Raw genomic sequence first — 20,147 nt, forward strand, 5'->3', positions numbered from 1 at the left:
AGACTGACGGGCGTGGGACGCCCGTGCCAGGTGGCAAAGCGGGCGATTGTAGCGAGAATAAATCTTGGCGAGTTGATTAATTATCAGAAGGCCAGCATCGGCGTTTTGACGTCAATCCAATGGCTGTAAAGCGCCGGTTTCAGTGGGGTTGGCGTCACTCCTTATTGGCTATCGCGGTCACCCCGTCCCATCCACCGCCCAACGCAGCAATCAGTTGCACACTCGCCACCAACCGCGTTTGCAACAGCGTCAGCACCGTGCGTTCGTTACTCAACGCCGTCGCCTGCACGGTCACCACATCCAGGTAGGCAATCAGCCCGGCCTTGTACTGGTTTTGCGTCAACCGCAACGACTCCCGCGCCGCGTCCAGGGCTTCATTGCTGACAACGGCCTCGTCCTCCAGCACCTTCAACTGCACCATGTAGTTTTCCACTTCGCGAAAACCATCCAGCACCGTCTGGCGGTACTTCGCCACCGTCTCGTCATACGAGGCCTCCGTTCGGTCGACTTCCGCCGAACGCTGACCACCGTCAAACAGGGTCATCGCCAACTTCGGCCCCACTGACCAGAAACGGTTCGGCAAGCTGATCCAGTTGGCGTAGGTGCTGCTGGAATACCCCCCCGCCAGGCTCAAGGTCAAGTCTGGATAATAAGCCGCCTTGGCCACGCCAATATTGGCGTTGGCGGCGATCACCGAACGTTCGGCCGAGGCGATATCCGGGCGACGTTCCAGTAATTGCGACGGCACGCTGACTGGAATTTGCGGCAGTGCGGGGATGTCTTTACTGACCGCCAGATTGAAGTTGGCCGGCGCCTCGCCAATCAATACGGCGATGGCGTTTTCCAACTGGGCACGTTGCCAGATCAGGTCGATCAGGCTGGCCTGGGTGGTCTTGAGCTGGGTTTGTGCCTGAGCAATCGCATCCTTGCCGGACACACCGGCGCGGTACTGGTTTTCGGTCATTTGCAGCGAACGCTGGTAGGCGTCCAGCGTGGCTTGCAACAAGCGGGTCTGTTCATCCATGACGCGCAGTTTCAAATAGCTTTGCACCAGCTCGGACTGCTGGCTCAGGCGCATCGCCGCGAGGTCCGCCGAGCTGGCCTCGGCCGTGGCTTCATTGGCTTCCAGGCCGCGGCGCAACTTGCCCCACACATCCGCTTCCCAACTCACGCCCAATTGCGCGTTGAGGGTGTCGCGAATACCACTGCTGGAACTGCTCAGGCTGGCACTGCTGCTGCCGGTCCCCTGGCTGGCGCGGGTCTTGCCGACGCTCAGGTCCACGCTCGGGAAAAACGCCCCGCGGGCGCTGCGCACCTGGGCCTGGGCCTGACGGAAGCGCGCTTCGGCCTGGGCGACGGTCTGGTTGGCATTATTGAGGCGTGTCACCAGCTCATTGAGCTGGCGGTCGCCATACAACTCCCACCAGGCGCCGCGAGCCAGCGAGTCACTGGGCGTGGCCTGACGCCAGCCCTGGGCTTCCTTAAATTGCACCGGCTCGATGACCGCCGGGCGCTGGTAATCCGGGCCGATGGCGCACGCGCTGAGCAGCGCGCCGCACAGCACCAGGCTGGCGACGCGGGAACCACGCGGCATACTCATGGCCAATTTGGCAAACGTTGAATCGGTCATAGCGCAGTGTCCAAGGCAGCATCAGTACGCACACCGCGCCAGGCATTGAAGCGGTGGCGCGCGCGGTCAAGATAGAGGTAAACCACCGGAGTGGTGTAAAGGGTCAGGATCTGGCTGAACACCAGGCCGCCGATAATGGTCAGGCCCAGCGGCTTGCGCATTTCCGCGCCGTCGCCGGCGCCGAGCAGCAACGGCAAGGCGCCGAGGATGGCGGCAAGCGTGGTCATCAGGATCGGTCGCAAGCGCAACAGGCAGGCGCTGCGAATGGATTCCAGCGGGCTCATGCCGTCATGACGTTCCAGTTGCAAGGCCAGGTCGATCATCAGGATCGCGTTTTTCTTCACCACCCCGATCAGCAGGAACAGCCCCAGCAGGGAAATCAGGCTGAATTCGCCGCCCAACAGGTAGATCGACAGCAACGCGCCCACACCGGCCGATGGCAAGGTCGAGAGGATGGTCAGCGGGTGAATGTAGCTTTCATACAAAATGCCCAGCACCAGGTAAACCGCCACCAATGCCCCAAGGATCATGAACGGCTGGCCTTTCTGGGTCGCCGCAAACGCATCGGCGGTACCGGCCATCTTGGCGATCACGTCTTCGGGCAAGCCCACTTTGGCAATCGCGCGCTCAATGGCGGCGGTGCCCTGCTCCACCGTCACCCCAGGGGCCATGTCGAAGGCAATGTTTTCCGAAGCGAACTGGCCCTCATGACTGACGCGGTCGTCCGCCAGGCTGTTTTCGTAATGGGCAATGGTCGACAACGGGACCCGCGCGCCGGTGGACGTAATCACCTGCATCTGGTTCAGGGTAATCGGGTCCTGGGCGTATTTCGGGTTGACCTCCATCACCACCTGATACTGGTTGAGGCTGTCGTAAATGGTCGAGATCTGCCGCTGGCTGTAGGCGTTGTTCAGCACCGCCGTGACCATGTTCATGTCGATACCCAGGCGCTTGGCCTGGTCGCGGTCGACCACCAGCGTCACCTGCGCCGCACCCCGCCCTTCACGGGCGTCGATGGCGGTCAGCTCCGGCAATTCGCGCAGCGCGGCGACCACTTTCGGGTACCACAGGCGCAGCGCGGCCAAGTCACCGCTTTGCAGGATGTAGGAGTATTGCGCACTGGTCTGATCGCGACTGCCGCCAAATTGCAGGTCCTGGTCGGCCATGAGGAACAAGCGCCCGCCCGGCACCAGTGGCACGTCCTTGCGCAAACGCTCGATCACCGCCTGGGCCGAGATCTTGCGTTCGGCGATCGGCTTGAGGCGCACCAGCATCACCGCGTTGTTGGTGCCGTTGTTGCCACCGATAAAACCGGCCACGCTGAGCACCGCCGGGTCCTTGAGGACCGCCTTGCGGAACGTCTCCATTTTCGGCTGCATCACATTGAATGACAGCCCATCGTCGCCACGCACAAAGCCGATCAACTGGCCAGTGTCCTGCTGCGGCATAAAGGTTTTTGGCACCACCACATAGAGCGCGACGTTCACGCCCACGGTAATGAACAAGCTGAGCAGGGTCAGGCGCCGGTGGCGCAGTACCCAGTCCAGGCTGGTCGCATAGGCTGCGACCATGCGGTCATTGACCTGCTGGCTCCAGCGCTGCAAGCCAGTCATATGCCCCTTGATATGGGGCTTGAGCCAACGGGCACAGAGCATCGGCGTCAAGGTCAGCGAGACGATCAACGAGACAATGATCGCGGCCGACAAGGTGATGGAAAACTCACGGAACAGGTTGGTGACAATGCCGCCCATAAACAGGATGGACAGGAACACCGCCACCAGCGATACGTTCATCGACAGCAAGGTAAAGCCGACTTCCTCGGCGCCCAGGTAGGCCGCCTTCATCGGCGGCACCCCCTCGTCGATGTGCCGGGAAATGTTCTCCAGCACCACGATGGCATCGTCCACCACCAGGCCGGTGGCCAGGATCAGCGCCATCAGCGAGAAGTTGTTCAACGAGAAGCCGAACAGGTACATCACCGCAAAGGTGCCCACCAATGACACCGGCACCGCCAGGGTCGGAATCAATGACGCGCGGAAGTTACCCAAGAACAGGTAAACCACCAGCACCACCAGGGCCACGGCAATCAGCAAGGTCATCTCGGCTTCATGCAAGGTCGCGGTGATCACCGGCGAGCGGTCCATGGCCAGGTTGAGTTTGACGCTGGACGGCAGCACCGCCTGCAGGGCCGGCAACTGTGCCTTGATTTGTCGGACCGTCTCGATGATGTTGGCGCCGGACTGGCGGTTGATCACCAGCAACACCGCCGAATCATTGTTGAAAAAGCCACTGTTGTAGCGGTCTTCCACGCCGTCACTGATCGTGGCCACGTCGCCCAGGCGCAGGGCCGCGCCGTTCTGGTAGCGAATCAGCAGCGGTTCGTAGTCCTTGGCCTTTTCCAACTGGTCGTTGGCCTGGATCTGCCAGTTGCGCTCGCTGTCTTCCAGGGAACCCTTGGGCCGCCGCTGGTTGGCATTGGCGATGGTGTTGCGCACATCGTCCAGGGCCACGCCGTACTGGTCGAGGGCCTTGGGTTCAAGCTCGATGCGCACCGCTGGCAAGGAACTGCCGCCGATCTGCACTTCACCCACACCCGGCACCTGGGACAGGCTTTGCGAGAGGATGGTCGACGCCAGGTCGTACAGCTCGCCCTTTTTGAGCACGTCGGAGGTCAGCGAGAGCACCATGATCGGTGCCTGGGACGGGTTGATCTTCTTGTAGGTCGGCATGCTGCGCATGCCACTGGGCAACAGGTTGCGCGACGCGTTGATCGCCGCCTGCACTTCCCGTGCGGCGCCGTTGATATCACGGTCGGAATCAAACGCGAGGATCACCCGCGTGGAGCCCTGGCTCGACGAGCTGCTCATAGTGGTAATGCCGGCAATCGCGCCGAATGAGCGTTCCAACGGCGTGGCCACGGTGGACGCCATGACCTCGGGGCTGGCGCCGGGCAAGCTGGCCGAAACCACGATCACCGGAAAGTCGATCTGCGGCAGCGGCGATACCGGCAGCAAGTTGAAGCTGACGCCGCCGAGCAACAGGATCGCCAGGCTCAGCAGCATGGTTGCTACCGGGCGGCGAATAAACGGTCCGGACAGGTTCATGACTCAACCGGCTCCAGGCTTTGCGGCTCTTTGCGCCAGCGCCGGCCAAGACGGTCGAAGTACAGGTAGATCACCGGCGTCGTGAACAGCGTCAATACCTGGCTTACCAACAAACCTCCCACCATCACCAGGCCCAGAGGCTGGCGCAGTTCAGCACCGGAACCGGTGGCCAGCATCAAGGGCACGGCACCAAACAACGCTGCCAGCGTGGTCATCAGGATCGGCCGGAAACGCAACAGCGCCGCTTGATAGATTGCCGTCTGCGGGTCGAGGCCCTGGTTACGTTCGGCGTCGAGGGCGAAGTCGATCATCATGATCGCGTTCTTTTTCACGATACCAATCAGCAAAATAATGCCGATGATCGCGATCATGCCCAGGTCATTGCCACTCAGCAGCAACGCCAGCAAGGCCCCCACCGCCGCCGACGGCAAGGTGGAGAGGATGGTGATCGGGTGGATGTAGCTCTCGTACAGCACACCCAGCACGATGTACATGGTGACCACCGCCGCCAGGATCAGCAGCAAGGTGCTCGACAGTGACGCCTCGAACGCCTGCGCCGCCCCTTGGAACTGGGTCTGCACGCCTATCGGCATGCCGATGTCTTTCTGGGTCTGGTTGATCAGCTCCACACCTTTGCCCAGCGCGACGCCGGGGGCCAGGTTGAATGACATCATCACCGCCGGGAACTGGCCGATATGCGCGATCGCCAACTGCGCCTGACGCTGTTCTACGTGGGCCAGGCTCGACAGCCGCACCTGGCCGCCGTCGGTGGTTTTCACGTGGATCTGGTTCAGCGCGGCAGGCCCGAGGGTTTCACCGGATTGAGCCTGCAGCACCACGCGGTATTGGCTGGCCTGGGTGTAGATGGTGGAAATCTGTCGCTGGCCGAAAGCGTCATACAGCGCATCGGTGATGGTCGACACACTCACCCCCAGGCGTGAGGCCGCATCGCGGTCGATGACCAGGAACACCTGCAACCCCTTGTCTTGCAGGTCACTGGCGACGTCGGTCAGTTCCGGCAACTGGCTGAGGGCGTGCACCAGTTTGTCACTCCACAACGCCAACAGCTCGGCGTCGGGCGACGACATGCTGAACTGGTACTGGGTGCGGCTCACGCGGTCTTCAATGGTCAGGTCCTGCACCGGCTGCATGAACAGGCGGATACCCACCAGCTTGTCGATTTCCGGCTGCAAGCGCGTAATCACCTGGGCTGCGCTCAAATCGCGCTGGCCGTGGGCCTTGAGGTTGATCAACAGGCGCCCGCTGTTGAGGGTGGCGTTATCGCCATCCACACCGATGTAGGAGGACAGGCTTTCAACGGCCGGATCGGCCAGGATCACCTTCGCCAGCTCCTGTTGACGCTGGCTCATGGCGGCAAACGAAATTGACTGTGGCGCTTCAGAAATCCCCTGAATCACCCCGGTGTCCTGCACCGGAAAAAACCCCTTGGGCACCACCAGGTACAGCACCACGGTCAGGCCCAGGGTAGCGATGGCCACCAGCAGGGTCAGCGGCTGGTGCTTGAGCACCCACTGCAACTTGCGACCGTAGGCTTCGATCAACCAATCGATCCAGGCGCCGCTGGCCTTGTAGAAACGGCTTTGTTCATCTTCCTTCGGCTCGCGCTTGAGCAGCCGCGCGCACATCATCGGCGTCAGGGTCAGCGAGACCACCAGGGAAATCAGGATCGCCACCGCCAGGGTGATGGCGAACTCGCGGAACAGCCGCCCGACCACATCGGCCATGAACAGCAGCGGGATCAATACCGCGATCAACGACAAGGTCAGGGAAATCAGCGTGAAGCCGATCTGCTTGGCACCCTTGAGGGCCGCCGTCAGTGGCGTATCGCCTTCCTCGATATAGCGCGAGATGTTCTCCAGCATCACGATGGCATCGTCCACCACAAAACCGGTGGCGATGGTCAGGGCCATCAGCGTCAGGTTATTGATGGAGAACCCCGCCAGGTACATCACGCCGAAGGTGCCCACCAGCGACAACGGCACGGCGATCGACGGAATAATGGTCGCGCTGACACGGCGCAGGAACAGGAAGGTCACCATCACTACCAGTGCAATGGCGATCAGCAGTTCATGCTGTACGTCCTTCACCGACGCACGAATGGTTTGAGTGCGGTCGGTGAGTACCGTCACGTCCAGGCCGGCCGGCAGGTTGTCGGTGATGCTGGGCAGCAACGCCTTGATACGGTCGACCACCTCAATCACGTTGGCGCCCGGCTGACGCTGGATATTGAGCAGCACGGCCTGGTTTTCGTTGGCCCAGGCGGCGAGGCGTTCGTTTTCTGCGCCGTCGACGATTTGTGCTACGTCTTTAAGGCGCAGCGGTGCGCCATTGTTGTAGGCCAGGATCAATTCGGCGTATTGCTGGGGCGACACCAACTGGTCGTTGGCGTCGAGCATCGACACCCGAGTCGGGCCATCGAAGTTGCCCTTGGGCTGGTTGACGTTGGAGGCGGCGATCAGGGTGCGCACGTCCGACAGGTTCAAGCCATTGGCGGCCAGGGCCTCGGGGTTGACTTTGATACGCACGGCCTGGCGCTGGCCACCGGCGATGCTGACCATGCCGACGCCGCTGATCTGCGCAATCTTTTGCGCCATACGCGTGTCGACCAGGTCATTGAGCTTGGGCAGCAACATGGTCTTGGAGGTAATCGCCAAGGTCAGCACCGGGGTATCCGCCGGGTTGACCTTGTTGTACACCGGCGGCGCCGGCAAATCCTTGGGCAGCAGGTTGGTGGCGGCGTTGATTGCAGCCTGCACCTGCTGCTCGGCGACATCCATATTGATATCGAGGTTGAAGCGCAGGGTCAGCACCGACGCCCCGCCGGAGCTGGTGGACGCCATCTGGGTCAGGCCGGGCATTTGCCCGAACTGACGCTCCAGCGGTGCCGTGACCGCGCTGGTCATCACATCCGGGCTGGCGCCGGGGTACAGGGTCATCACCCGGATGGTCGGGTAATCCACTTGCGGCAAGGCCGATACCGGCAGCAAGCGATACGAGATGATACCGGCGAGGACAATCGCCAGCATGCTCAGCGTGGTGGCAACCGGGCGTAGGATAAACAGCCGCGACAGGTTCATGAACCGACCTTTTGCGCCTTGCCGGTGTTAGCCCCGGTCTCCCCTTTTGCTGCGGGTTTGCCTTGCAAGTGTTCGGTCGGCGTGGTCTGTACGTCGCTGCTGTCGTTGACCACTTCGATTTCACTGCCGTCTTTCAAGCGGTCGGTGCCTTCCAGCACCAAACGGTCGCCGGCCACCAGGCCTTCCTTGATCACCGTGTTGTCGCCATCGGTGTCACCGATCACGAGGGGCTGAACCTTGACCTTCTTGTCGCCATCGAGCTTGTAGACGAAGGTGCCGTTATTGCCGAACTGAATCGCCGCGGAAGGTGCGAGCACGACGTTATGCAGGGTATCGGCCAGCAGGTGCACGTTGACGAACTGGTTGGGGAAGAGTGCCTGGTCCTTGTTATCGAAACGGCCCTTGAATTTCAGGGTGCCGGTGGTGACGTCGATCTGGTTGTCGAGGCTCTGCAACACGCCGACAGCCTGCTTTTTCACGTCGCCACGGTCCCAGGCTTCCACGGGCAGCTTGTTGCCGGCGTGATAACGGCTGAGCACGGTGTCCAGCGTGTTTTCCGGCAAGGTGAACGCCACGCTGATCGGCTGGGTCTGGGTGATCACCGCGAGGAACGTGGTGTCGTTGGCGGCGACCAGGTTGCCCACATCGACCTGACGCAGGCCGACGCGGCCGCTGATCGGCGCGCGAATCTTGGTGAATTCGAGGTTGAGCTTGGCGTCATCCACCGCGCCCTGGTTGGTCTTGACCGTGCCCTGGTACTGCATGACCAACGCTTCGGCGGTGTCCAGGGTCTGTTTGGCGATACTGTCCTGGGCATACAGGTCGCGGTAGCGCTGTACATCAACTTGTGCATTTTTCAGCTGAGCCTGGTTCTGCAACAGCGTGCCTTGGGCCTGCAGCAAAGCGTTCTGGTAACTGCGCGGGTCGATTTCCGCCAGCAAGTCACCGGCCTTGACCATCTGCCCCTCTTCAAAGGCGATCTTCACCAGCTCACCGCCCACCCGGCTGCGTACATTAATGGTGTTGAGCGCGGTCACCGTGCCCAAAGCCTTGTAGTACACCGGAAACTCACCCAGCACCGCCGGCGCCACGCGCACCGGAATCGGCCCGGTGGAACCGCCGAAGCCCGGGCGCATCATCCCCGACTTGCCGGCATGCCCGGCCGGCTTTTTCTCGGCAGTATCCTTGGTGCTGCCGGGCCAGAATTTCCAGCACAGGCCGGCGATAACCAGCAGCACGAGCAGGCCAAACAGCCAGCGGCGGGAGTTGCGGGGGGAGGATTGCATGGATTGATCAACCATTGGGCGCGAGAGCTTCTTCTTTGGGAGGCTGAAAGATAAGCACTGGAGCGCATTAAGAAAAGCGCCTTTACCGGCTATTTACCTTGGGCTTACAACTTTTAACTTCTGACCTTAGTCCGTTCGCTATTTCATTAAACCGCTGACGGGTAAATAAAAACGGCCTGGACTAGGCCAGGCCGCAATCATGTATCAAGCGTGTTACTGCAAAACGACAGTAATGCGCTGAAACAGTTACTTCAAAACAGCCAGGGCGGCTTCGTAGTTCGGCTCTTCACCGATTTCGCTGACCAGCTCGCTGTGCAGCACGTTGTTGTTTTCATCCAGCACGACAACTGCGCGTGCGGTCAGGCCTTGCAGCGGGCCGTCGGCCAGAGATACACCGTAGTCAACGGCAAAGTGGGCGTCGCGGAAATCCGACAGGCTCAGCACGTTGTCCAGGCCTTCGGTGCCGCAGAAACGCTTCTGGGCAAACGGCAGGTCGGAGGAGATGCACAGCACAACGGTGTTGTTCAGGGTGTTGGCTTCGGCATTGAACTTGCGCACCGAGGTGGCGCAGGTCGGGGTGTCGACGCTTGGGAAGATGTTCAGCACTTTGCGCTTGCCGGCGAACGTTTCCAGGGTGGCCTGGGACAGGTCAACGGCGGTCAGGCTGAACGCTGGAGCAGGGGAGCCGGTCTCCGGTAATGTACCTTCAACCTGGACAGGGTTACCACGAAGGGTGACTTGAGCCATGAACGGAATCCTTATACTGGGTTTGATTGAACGAATTCGAGAGCCCGAAGTTAACCACAAACTGAGGAGGCTACCTACCGCCAGACATAAATTCTCATAGCGCGCCAAGGACGCGGGCCTATGGTTTAATTGCGCGCTTTTCGCACGCCCCTCAAGGAATCCGTTGTCGATGAATCAGCCCGCCACCAAAGTCCTGGTCATTGGTTATGTCTGGCCGGAGCCGCGTTCCTCGGCGGCCGGCGGGCACATGATGCAGATTCTGCAGAGCTTTCTGGACCACGGCTGGGACATTACCTTCAGCAGTCCGGCGACCGTAGGCGAGCACAAGGCCGACTTGCCCGCGCTGGGCATACGCGAATGCGCCATTGAACTCAATAACAGCAGCTTCGACGACTTTATCCGCGAACTGGCCCCGGATATCGTGCTGTTCGACCGTTTCATGATGGAAGAACAGTTCGGCTGGCGCGTGGAGAAATGCTGCCCCGATGCTGTGCGCGTACTGGAGACGTCTGACTTGCAAAGCCTGCGCGACGCCCGTCATCAACGTTTCAAGGATCACCTGAAAGCCCATCCCGACAGCGATGACTTTACCGCGCTGTTCCAGCCGGCGCTGGCGCAGGAATTCCAACTGATGGCCAACACCGACGTGGCCAAGCGCGAGATCGCCGCCATTTACCGCTGTGACATCAGCCTGATGATCTCCGACGTGGAAATCCGCCTGCTCACCGAGCAATTCAATGTGCCAGCCGCCCTGCTCCACTGGTGCCCATTGATGCTGCAGCCCCCCACCGAGGCCTTTGCGCCGTTTGAAGACCGTGCGCATTTTCTTAGCATCGGTAACTTTCGCCACGCGCCCAACTGGGATGCGGTGCTATGGATGAAGAACGGCGTCTGGCCCTTGATCCGCCAACAACTGCCGGGCGCCCAGCTGCATATCTACGGATCGTACACACCGCCAAAGGCGACTGCGTTGCATAACCCGGCGCAGGGTTTTCATGTGATGAACTGGGCTGAAGATGCCCTGCAAGTGATGTCGGCTGCACGTATCTGCCTGGCACCCTTGCGTTTCGGCGCCGGGATCAAGGGCAAACTGGCCGACGCGATGCTGTGTGGCACGCCGAGTGTGACCACCCCCATCGGTGCCGAAGCGATGGGCGACGGCCACGCCTGGCCGGGCGTGATCGAACCGAGCGCGCCAGCCCTGGCGGCGGCCGCCATCGCTCTGTATCAGGACCGTGAGCGCTGGCGCCAGGCCCAGGAACAAGGGCGCCAGCTGCTTGCCCGGCGCTACGATCAAACGGTCCATGGCCCGGCACTGGTGGAATGCCTGGAGCACTGTCGCCGCCATCTGGCGGCCCATCGGCGGGACAACTTCACCGGTAGCATGCTGCGCCACCACGCGCATAAAAGTACCCAGTACATGTCGCAATGGATCGAGGCAAAAAACCGCACGGTATAAACACCGACGCTGGCGAGGTCGCGCGCAAGGGGGCATTATCCTACGCAGCAACCACAATAAAGCGACGGCAGCATGACCCGAGCAACGCGAATCACCGACCCTTCCTACGAGCTGATGGACGATCACAACGGTCTGTCCATCATCTATCGCCAACACGGCTTCCCCTGCCCGCTGGTGCGCTGGCATTTCCATAAGGAATACGAACTGCACTTGATCGTCGCAAGTGCTGGCAAAGTGTTCATCGGCGACTACATCGGCAACTTCTATCCCGAAAGCCTGTTCCTCACCGGCCCCAACTTGCCTCACAACTGGATCAGCCAAGTGGAGGACGGTGAGCGGGTGCCCAAGCGCGACATGCTGGTCAATTTCACCGACGAGTTGTTCGAGCATGGCAGCCACATTTTCGCCGAACTCAAGACGCTGACGCCGTTATTGGAGCGGGCTCAGTACGGCATCGAGTTTCGCTGCAAAAAGACCATCGCCCAGGCCATGACCTTGATGCAGCGCATCGAGGAGGCCCAAGGCATGGCGCGCCTGGGGCACTTCTTTATTTTGCTGGAAGTGCTGAGCGCGTGTGAGGACTACCAATTGCTGTCCGGCGCGACCACCCTGCAATGGGCCGACGAACACAGCATCGACCGCACTAACCGCGCGGTGGACTACATCTTTGCGCACTACGCGCGGGAATTGTCGCTGGAGGAAGTCGCGGAACACCTGGGCATGAAGCCAACCTATTTCTCGCGTGTGTTCAAACAAGCGACGGGGCGCACGTTTATCGAGTTTGTTAACCGACTGCGTATCAGCAAATCCTGTGAGCTGCTGGCCGATGGCGATAAAGCGGTGACGGACGTGTGCTTCGAGTCGGGCTTCAACAATATCTCCAACTTTAACCGGCGCTTTCAGCAGCTCAAGGGTATGACGCCGTCCCACTACCGGCGCCTGGCTGTGCAGCGCCTGACCGAGCAGAACCTGGGATAGTTGGACGTCAGGTCTTACCGTTCATGCAATGCACCCACGTGCTGCCCCTCACTGTGCTCTATGGAAAACATTGCATTACATCCGGCAACACTGGCCGGTGAACTTCTACACGCCCAATACCAATAATCCTACGGTTTGTTCGAGATAGGTTTCCACGAACTTATCCGCCCTGTACGCATTAGATAACGACTGCGTATCAGGTCATATCTCGCACCGCTTAGGAAAACTTTCTTATGAGAATCGAGCCATTACGCTCCAGCCTGTCTCACGCTTTCGTCAGCCCTACACAACCCCAGTCCGACGTTACCCCTATTGATCATGCGCGGACTAAACGTGACAGCCTGGTGGTGGATCTGACCACTCAACAGATCGCAACCCGATTGATCAGAGCAGGCGATACCGCCCTCTGCGCCCTGTATAGCGCCGCATTGATGGACCAGGTCATTGCCGATCCCACCGGAAAGAAACGCTCACGGGAGACCCGCGTCATTTCCGATATTCCGCCCTTCTCGACATTCGGTAGAGCCTGGGCGCAGCTTGCCCACGCCATTCAAAGCGAGCCGTTTGCAGGTTTCGCCAGGCAACACAAAATTGATCCATCAACCCTTATCTTGAACACGCAGTCAGGATGGACGCTTGATTGCATTGCTGACGGTCAACCTCGCAGTTTCAGCAAATACTCTGCGGGCTATGAGCAGGCCACCGCAGCGGTCACCGCCGCCGCTCGGGCGTTCCACTCGCCACCAAGAACAACGCTGAAATATACCGGCGCGAACCTTGCGCCTGCCGAGGTAGTAGGCAACTTCTACGGCGCGCGCCAAGACGCCACCCCAGCGGACGTCCTCCACTCTATCGCGCTGCTGCAACAAAACGACGCCTTCGATGCACTGCGTGAACCCGACGCCAAAGCACCCGCGTTCAACCGCCCCGCGTATTCGCACATCCGACAGCAACAACGTGAAGCGATAGAAGAGGTTGCAGGGGAAATCGCATTGAAACCCGAGCTTCTTTCCGCGTCGCAACACGCGCCCACGCCGTCGGTTGCGGAGGCTGATCGGCAAATGGCGAGAATGTACGGCAGCGCCTTGTTAAGTCTCAGACCCGAAATGGCGCGTTTCGGCAACGGCCCACGCACCGGCTTTTTAATGTCTGAGATACCTGAACACTCCACCCTGGGGCAAACCCTGCGCAACACCAGCGTGCCGCCTGGCAAAGATGCGCAGATCAGCCTTGCCTGGATCACCAGCTTTTACGCCGAGCCAGGTAATGACGACACGTTGGTGGGCGTGCTCGCACAAGCCTCAACGCTCGCTCGCAACGGCTTTCAGGCGCTGAACGCGTCCACCCCGCCCACCGACATGCGTTCACGCGCGGTCCAGCAACGCCAACGCGCCGCTATCCAGAAGCTCAAAGCCCCCAACGCCACTCCACCTACCGAGTCTGCGCCACCGCCTGACACACCCAACCCACCCGTCAACCCGCTGGCCGCTATCGCACGCCGACAGTTTGCGGGTGAGCCCAACCTGTTCTCGGTAGTCGCACGCCTGCTCAGTGAGAGGATCAAGCAGGCCGCCCCCGCGTTGGACGTCGACGTAAACCAGATCGCCATCGAAATGCCCGACGTGGACAACCCAGGAGCACTCAAGCGAATACCCTTGATGACACTTGCCCTGGACTATCTGGCGGGCGGCGATGCCCCAAGTCTCACCGCCAGTCATAGAGCGTTTGATACTCGCCCGGATTTGCTGGCAAGGACTGGCAACGCTGGCGACGTCCCACTGGCCCTCGACCCGTCCGCCCTGAGCGACGTCATCGGCAGCCTGCCGGCCCAACTGAATCAGGCCTTCGAGGCGGATTCGCGTGAATACTGGGACAAGCAGGCCTTCAGCGCGCCAACCAATGCCGACAGCGTTTTCACCGGCAGCCACCGTGATATGGTCAAACGTATTTTGCGCAGCAACCTGCAACTGGCCAGCCTGAAACAACCCGGACTGGATGAGGCGCAACGGGAAACCATCGACATGGTCGTCAGGCATCCCGAAGGCTCGACACGCCCCGCCCCGCTTGACCCCAATTCATCCGGAGCCACCGTCTATACCCTGGCGGGCTCAACAGCGAACATGGTGATTCATCGCTACTTGGCGGACTCAAATCGCGCCATTCTCTTATTGGTGGAACCCAGCGGGAAAATCACGCCTTATAACACCTGGGACGCTATCGAAAAGACGCAAGCGGTTCGCCAGGCACTCGATGGCAATCTGTTCGATGCCCAGGCTGACGCCCTTATCAAACACGCTCAAGGCGATAGCCTGCTAACCCCGCCACCCGGCACAAATAACCCGACGCACACAACGAACCCACTGCCTGACTGGCTGGATAGCGCCGACGAAGCGCAGCGATTTGTGATGCATGAGCTCAGCCAGGGGCTGGCGAGCTTCCTGCAGCGTCACAAAGGCCAGGCGTACAACAGCGACATCAAGGACATCCGCACGTTTGCGCAGCAACGATTTGACCTGCTACCGCCAAACAAGCATCTAACGCCGCACGCCGCCGAAGATCTTGAGGTGGTCTTTAAAGTGCCTTACGGGACGCAGCGCTCGGGTTTTATTGATCGCCAAACCATGAGCCTGACTGACATGCTGCTCAACAACCTGTCGGGACTGCCGAACGGCCAAATAGAGGTGTTTTTCAAGACAGGACTCAAGGATGAAAACGGCGATGAAATAAAAGTCAGAGTGCCCGCACTTGAGAAAGAAGGTGTGCTCAAGCAGCTGATTACAGACCTCGATATCGGCAAAACCTACCCTGCATTACTCAAGGAAAAACTCCTCGACAACCCCACTGAAATGGCCGAGCGTCGATCATTGTTTGCCCAGCAAGTACCCATCGAACTGCAGCTCAAGGCGCTGGAACTGAGCATCAAAAAGCAAGCCGGTTTCAACGCCACAGGGTTCCGATACATCCAGGAAATACTCAAGCCGGGACCTGGCCCCAGGATCGTCGACGCCAAGGAGATCGTCATTCGACCGTTGGCCTTTGATAACAAGGCGCAAGGCACCACCGATGTGGTCGAAGGTGCCTACCTGATCGAGCCCAAGGACAGCACGAGCGGTCCGCATATTTTGTACCGCCCGCTGATGGCAGATGCCCCTCTGCTGCAATTTCCTACTCGCCAGGCACTGCTGGAAGCCCTGCAGCAGCCGGGCAAATTGCAAAACGACACCCTTGCGTGGTTGCCTGACGAAACGACTCGACAGCTCTACCGCGGCAACGGTTTTAAACACCCCAACCTGGTGATATTCGGGTTCAACCTGGGCTCCGTTTCCGCCAACGAGACGATCCCGTTGGCCGTGGACACGCGCCTGCAGCAAACGCTGCAAGACGGGAAGTTGATGGAATACCTGTACGAAGCCAACGCCCAGAACTTGATCACCCTCGCCGGACAACACTCGACATCCGACGCAAAAAGCCGCTGGCAGTCGCTCAAGACCGGGGGGTTCCTGCTACTCAATGCGCTGTTGCCAGCACTACGCGGCCCGGGTGCAATCCTCGGCCTGGCGTTGCAGGCTGAGGGCATCATCAACGACCTGGAGACGCTGCGCGATGACGACTCGAAGAATAAACAGGCGGCGCTGACCGATCTGTTGGTCAACCTGGCGACGTTGTTGATCCATTTCAAGGCGCGATCATTGTCCGAGCCCTCCAACACGCACTCAGCAATACCGATAACCGAGGGCACACGGTTGATCGATGGTGCTGTGCCACCCACCCCACCTCCACAGCGCTTTCGAATGGGCGGCCCACTGGAACAAATCACCCCGTTGGACGGGGAGATCCAAACCAACGTAGATACTTACAACCGTAAAGGCCAAGAAGTAAAGCGCCTGAACATTATTGGCCATGCGGCTGACCCTGAGGGCGAGCAAGCCGCGAGGATTGTAGGCGAAGGCGATAAACTTTACACGGCGGAAGATATTAATAATGAACTCATCGCACGAGGCATTGATATTCGAAACTACGCGGAAGTGCGCCTCCTCGTCTGTTACTCATCCAAAGGCGGTGAAAACTCCCTGGCGGCACAGCTGCACGCTCTGACTGGAGTTCCCGTCAAAGGCTATGAACGTACGGTAGAGCTGGGATACGCTACCCGCGACGGCGGGATAGATCCGGAAGACATATACAAAACAGCGCTCAATAAATTTCGTGCCAAGTACCCCAGGTTCTCTGAAGCTGACAAAAAAGAACTCGCAGAAATAGAACTAAACAACAAATTAAAAGACATTGATCTTTTTATTAACGTGGAAAAGAAGACCGGTAAAAAAGTCAGAGTGAACTGGGGAACGCTAGCAGCTCCGATCTGGGAGGAGGTGGAAGTCGATTACCGCCCCAAGCGTTTCGGCCCCCCGAAGAGGCGGCTAGCGACTGGCCCTGTCGACGTTCAGAGCACGTCTAAAGAGCTGCGCAATATAGGTGAATATAAAGATTTCAAGGAACTGCCCACGCCTGAAAAACTGGCAAACAGCATTGCTTTTACAACGTCGGATGACGGCCAGTATGAATATTTTCTGGACCGACCGGAGGGCAGTAAAGCAGTCAGATTAAATATTGTTGGGCATGGCGACAAAGGTGGCGCCACCTTCAAAAGTGACTTAAAAGGCGCACAATCCTATTCGCCCGAAGCATTCGCCAAATTAATTGCACCCACGCTGAAAAATACCGGTGCTACCCAAATCAGGATGGTCAGTTGTAGGTCCGCCAGTACAGGCTTCTCTGAAGCGTTATCAAAACTCTTGAACGTTCCTGTGAAGGCGCCCGTTGGTACAGTCACACAGTTTGAAGTCATGAAAGACAGGTACTGGATTTTAGAGAAGTTCCCCAACCCACGTCGCCCCCACGACCACGAGTGGAAGACCTTTACACCGACTTCACCGGCTGCGTAAACAGTCAGCGTCCCGGTGACTCGGGACGCGCCCGCTTTAAGCCTTTGGCGGACTTTGAAGACGTTTGCCCGGCCCCTCTATTGAGGCTGACACCGCCGAGTTTTATTACACACAGCGGGAAACGCCGCAACCAAACGAGGTCGTTTTCAAAAAGTGCACGTCTGCTCAAACACCGACGATCAAAGATTACCGGGACACCCTCAGTCGGACAGTCCGCGATCCACACGGCATGCCGTACGTCGACTGTGCGGCGGTGCTTTTCGCCAAACGTCGGTAAACCGTTTCAGCCGCCCACGCAATGAGTGCAAAAAAGTATCAGTCCCAGTGCGCCCAAGGATTTGTCACACGCCCATTTCAACGCTGTAATCAACGCACACTCTTCCTGACCGTCTGTAGGAAGACACAACAACAATAACTGTCCTTCTGTAGCCCTCGGGCGCGGAAATGGAGTGCGCGATGAAGTTCACAGCAAAAGCTCTGCTTGCCTGCACCTGCATGACCCTCAGCGCCGTCAGCCTTGGCGCGCAAACCCTGACCATTGCCACCGTCAACAACAGCGACATGATCCGCATGCAAAAGCTCTCGAAAACCTTCGAGACCGAGCATCCGGACATCAAGCTGAACTGGGTGGTGCTCGAAGAAAACGTGTTGCGCCAACGCCTCACCACTGACATTGCCACCCAGGGCGGACAGTTCGATGTGCTGACCATCGGCATGTACGAAGCTGCACTCTGGGGCGCCAAGGGCTGGCTGGAGCCGATGAAGGACCTGCCAGCGTCCTACGACCTCGACGATGTATTCCCTTCTGTGCGTGACGGCTTGTCGGTAAAAGGCGCGCTGTACGCCCTGCCGTTCTATGCCGAAAGCTCGATCACCTACTACCGCACCGACCTGTTCAAAGACGCCGGGCTGAGCATGCCCGAGCACCCGACCTGGACCCAGATCGGCGAATTCGCCGCCAAACTCACCGACAAGAGCAAAGAACAATACGGCCTGTGCCTGCGCGGCAAAGCCGGTTGGGGCGAGAACATGGCGCTGATCACCACCCTGGCCAACGGTTACGGTGCGCGCTGGTTCGATGAGAAGTGGCAGCCGGAATTCAACGGCCCAGAGTGGAAGGACGCGTTGAATTTCTACGTCGACAACATGAAGAAATCCGGCCCACCGGGTGCTTCCAGCAACGGTTTCAATGAAAACCTGGCGCTGTTCAACAGCGGCAAGTGCGCGATCTGGGTCGACGCCAGCGTCGCCGGCTCGTTCGTGACCGACAAAACCCAGAGCAAGGTCGCCGACCATGTCGGCTTCACCTTCGCCCCACACGAGAAGACGGACAAGGGCACTTCGTGGCTGTACTCCTGGTCCCTGGCGATCCCGACCAGCTCCAAAGCCAAGGACGCTGCCAAGGTGTTCACCAGTTGGGCCACATCCAAGGAATACAGCCAACTGGTCGCCAAGACCGACGGCATCGCCAACGTACCGCCAGGTACGCGCAAATCGACCTACAGCGACGAGTACATGAAGGCGGCGCCGTTCGCCAAAGTGACCCTCGAATCGCTGAAAGTCGCCGACCCGACCAAACCGACCCTCAAGCCAGTGCCGTATATCGGTATCCAGTTGGTGACCATTCCCGAGTTCCAGGCGATTGGTACCCAGGTCGGCAAGTTCTTCTCGGGCGCGCTGACCGGTCAGCAAACGGTGGATCAAGCCTTGACCGCCGCGCAGACCACCACCGAGCGTGAAATGAAGCGGGCGGGTTATCCCAAGTAAAGCAGGCTAGCCCCTGTCAATGTGGGGACCCGTTTCATGTGGGAGCTGCTTTAGGTGGGAGCTGGCTTGCCTGCGATGCAGACACCTCGGTCTGTCAGTTAAGCCGAGTGGATGCCATCGCAGGCAAGCCAGCGCCCACAAAAGCCCGCGCCCACGTTGACCGCGCTTCGACTCTCGTTCTGCATGTACCTGACTGGTTCTGACCCTATGAATACCAACGCTGCCCAAGTGCAAACCGCCCCGCAGGAAACGCCGCGCAAGAGCCGCCTGGCCAACCCCGGCTGGTTCCTCGTCAGCCCCTCGGTGGCCTTGTTGCTGCTGTGGATGATCGTGCCGCTGGGCATGACCCTGTACTTTTCACTGATCCGCTACAACCTGCTCTACCCTGGCGAAAACCAATTCGTGGGGCTGGAGAACTTCACCTACTTCATCACCGACTCGGGCTTCCTGCCCGGCGCCACCAACACGCTGTTGCTGGTCGGCAGCGTGTTGCTGATCAGTGTGGTGTTCGGCGTGCTGATCAGTGCGTTGCTTGAGGCGAGTGAATTCTTCGGTCGCGGCGTGGTGCGGGTGTTGTTGATTTCGCCGTTCTTCATCATGCCTACCGTCGGTGCGCTGATCTGGAAGAACCTGATTTTCCACCCGGTGTCGGGCGTGCTCGCCGCCGTGTGGAAGTTGTTCGGCGCCGAGCCCGTGGACTGGCTGGCGCACTACCCGTTGCTGTCGATCATCATCATTGTCTCGTGGCAATGGCTGCCCTTCGCCATCTTGCTGCTGATGACCGCCATGCAGTCCCTCGACCAGGAACAAAAGGAAGCCGCACGCCTGGACGGTGCCGGCGCCATCGCGATCTTCTGGCACCTGACCCTGCCCCACCTGGCCCGCCCGATTGCCGTGGTGGTGATGATCGAGACGATCTTTTTGCTCTCGGTGTTCGCCGAAATCTTCACCACCACCAACGGTGGGCCGGGCTACGCCTCGACCAACCTCGCCTACCTGATCTACAACCAGGCGCTGGTGCAGTTCGACGTGGGCATGGCCTCGGCCGGCGGCTTGATTGCCGTGGTCATCGCCAATATCGCGGCGATCATCCTGGTGCGGATGATCGGCAAAAACCTGACTGACAAGCCTTGAGGGC

General features: G+C 59.6%; 10 protein-coding genes. 5 read left to right on the plus strand and 5 right to left on the minus strand.

Features of this window, described 5'->3' with window-relative positions:
- Positions 1-154 precede the first annotated feature (154 nt).
- From A7D21_RS27885 to tpx, 5 genes are all read right to left on the minus strand, one after another.
- Positions 155-1,630, minus strand: coding sequence for an efflux transporter outer membrane subunit (locus tag A7D21_RS27885; protein ID WP_069553202.1), 1,476 nt, complete (start codon positions 1,628-1,630; stop codon positions 155-157).
- Entirely contained in the window at positions 1,627-4,734 is a 3,108-nt protein-coding gene (locus A7D21_RS27890) for an efflux RND transporter permease subunit (RefSeq protein WP_069553203.1), read from the minus strand. Before A7D21_RS27890 ends, A7D21_RS27885 begins: the two co-directional genes overlap by 4 nt.
- Positions 4,731-7,832, minus strand: coding sequence for an MdtB/MuxB family multidrug efflux RND transporter permease subunit (locus A7D21_RS27895; protein ID WP_069553204.1), 3,102 nt, complete (start codon positions 7,830-7,832; stop codon positions 4,731-4,733). The genes A7D21_RS27890 and A7D21_RS27895 overlap by 4 nt, the downstream gene beginning before the upstream one ends.
- Complete coding sequence (locus A7D21_RS27900; RefSeq protein ID WP_053256329.1) at positions 7,829-9,133, minus strand: MdtA/MuxA family multidrug efflux RND transporter periplasmic adaptor subunit; 1,305 nt, start codon at positions 9,131-9,133, stop codon at positions 7,829-7,831. Before A7D21_RS27900 ends, A7D21_RS27895 begins: the two co-directional genes overlap by 4 nt.
- A 231-nt stretch (positions 9,134-9,364) precedes the next feature.
- Positions 9,365-9,865 (minus strand): thiol peroxidase, encoded by a 501-nt coding sequence (tpx, locus tag A7D21_RS27905; RefSeq protein ID WP_069553205.1) that lies wholly within the window; start codon positions 9,863-9,865, stop codon positions 9,365-9,367.
- Between the two features lie 169 nt (positions 9,866-10,034).
- Between tpx and A7D21_RS27910 the strand changes: the two genes are divergently transcribed.
- From A7D21_RS27910 to A7D21_RS27930, 5 genes are all read left to right on the plus strand, one after another.
- The gene (locus tag A7D21_RS27910; RefSeq protein WP_053256331.1) at positions 10,035-11,324 is read left to right on the plus strand and encodes a glycosyltransferase; all 1,290 of its coding nucleotides are present in this window, start codon (positions 10,035-10,037) and stop codon (positions 11,322-11,324) included.
- 72 nt (positions 11,325-11,396) lie between these two features.
- Positions 11,397-12,302: an AraC family transcriptional regulator gene (locus A7D21_RS27915; protein ID WP_053256332.1), complete on the plus strand. Its 906-nt coding sequence runs from the start codon at positions 11,397-11,399 to the stop codon at positions 12,300-12,302.
- 233 nt (positions 12,303-12,535) lie between these two features.
- Positions 12,536-17,242, plus strand: coding sequence for a dermonecrotic toxin domain-containing protein (locus tag A7D21_RS27920; RefSeq protein WP_069553206.1), 4,707 nt, complete (start codon positions 12,536-12,538; stop codon positions 17,240-17,242).
- Between the two features lie 456 nt (positions 17,243-17,698).
- A complete protein-coding gene (locus A7D21_RS27925; RefSeq protein ID WP_069553207.1) occupies positions 17,699-19,009 on the plus strand; it encodes a sugar ABC transporter substrate-binding protein in 1,311 nt (436 codons plus the stop codon).
- Positions 19,010-19,216: 207 nt separating this feature from the next.
- Positions 19,217-20,143, plus strand: a complete 927-nt coding sequence (locus A7D21_RS27930; RefSeq protein WP_053256335.1) for a carbohydrate ABC transporter permease — start codon at positions 19,217-19,219, stop codon at positions 20,141-20,143.
- Positions 20,144-20,147: the final 4 nt, after the last annotated feature.

This window comes from Pseudomonas sp. AP19 (genome assembly GCF_001728855.1).
GTDB classification, from domain to species: domain Bacteria; phylum Pseudomonadota; class Gammaproteobacteria; order Pseudomonadales; family Pseudomonadaceae; genus Aquipseudomonas; species Aquipseudomonas fluorescens.

Excerpts from the sequence above, each read along its gene's own strand:
- A7D21_RS27885 (WP_069553202.1), bottom strand. The coding sequence starts at position 1,630 with ATGACCGATTCAACGTTTGCCAAATTGGCCATGAGTATGCCGCGTGGT.
- A7D21_RS27890 (WP_069553203.1), bottom strand. The coding sequence starts at position 4,734 with ATGAACCTGTCCGGACCGTTTATTCGCCGCCCGGTAGCAACCATGCTG.
- A7D21_RS27895 (WP_069553204.1), bottom strand. The coding sequence starts at position 7,832 with ATGAACCTGTCGCGGCTGTTTATCCTACGCCCGGTTGCCACCACGCTG.
- A7D21_RS27900 (WP_053256329.1), bottom strand. The coding sequence starts at position 9,133 with ATGGTTGATCAATCCATGCAATCCTCCCCCCGCAACTCCCGCCGCTGG.
- tpx (WP_069553205.1), bottom strand. The coding sequence starts at position 9,865 with ATGGCTCAAGTCACCCTTCGTGGTAACCCTGTCCAGGTTGAAGGTACA.
- A7D21_RS27910 (WP_053256331.1), top strand. The coding sequence starts at position 10,035 with ATGAATCAGCCCGCCACCAAAGTCCTGGTCATTGGTTATGTCTGGCCG.
- A7D21_RS27915 (WP_053256332.1), top strand. The coding sequence starts at position 11,397 with ATGACCCGAGCAACGCGAATCACCGACCCTTCCTACGAGCTGATGGAC.
- A7D21_RS27920 (WP_069553206.1), top strand. The coding sequence starts at position 12,536 with ATGAGAATCGAGCCATTACGCTCCAGCCTGTCTCACGCTTTCGTCAGC.
- A7D21_RS27925 (WP_069553207.1), top strand. The coding sequence starts at position 17,699 with ATGAAGTTCACAGCAAAAGCTCTGCTTGCCTGCACCTGCATGACCCTC.
- A7D21_RS27930 (WP_053256335.1), top strand. The coding sequence starts at position 19,217 with ATGAATACCAACGCTGCCCAAGTGCAAACCGCCCCGCAGGAAACGCCG.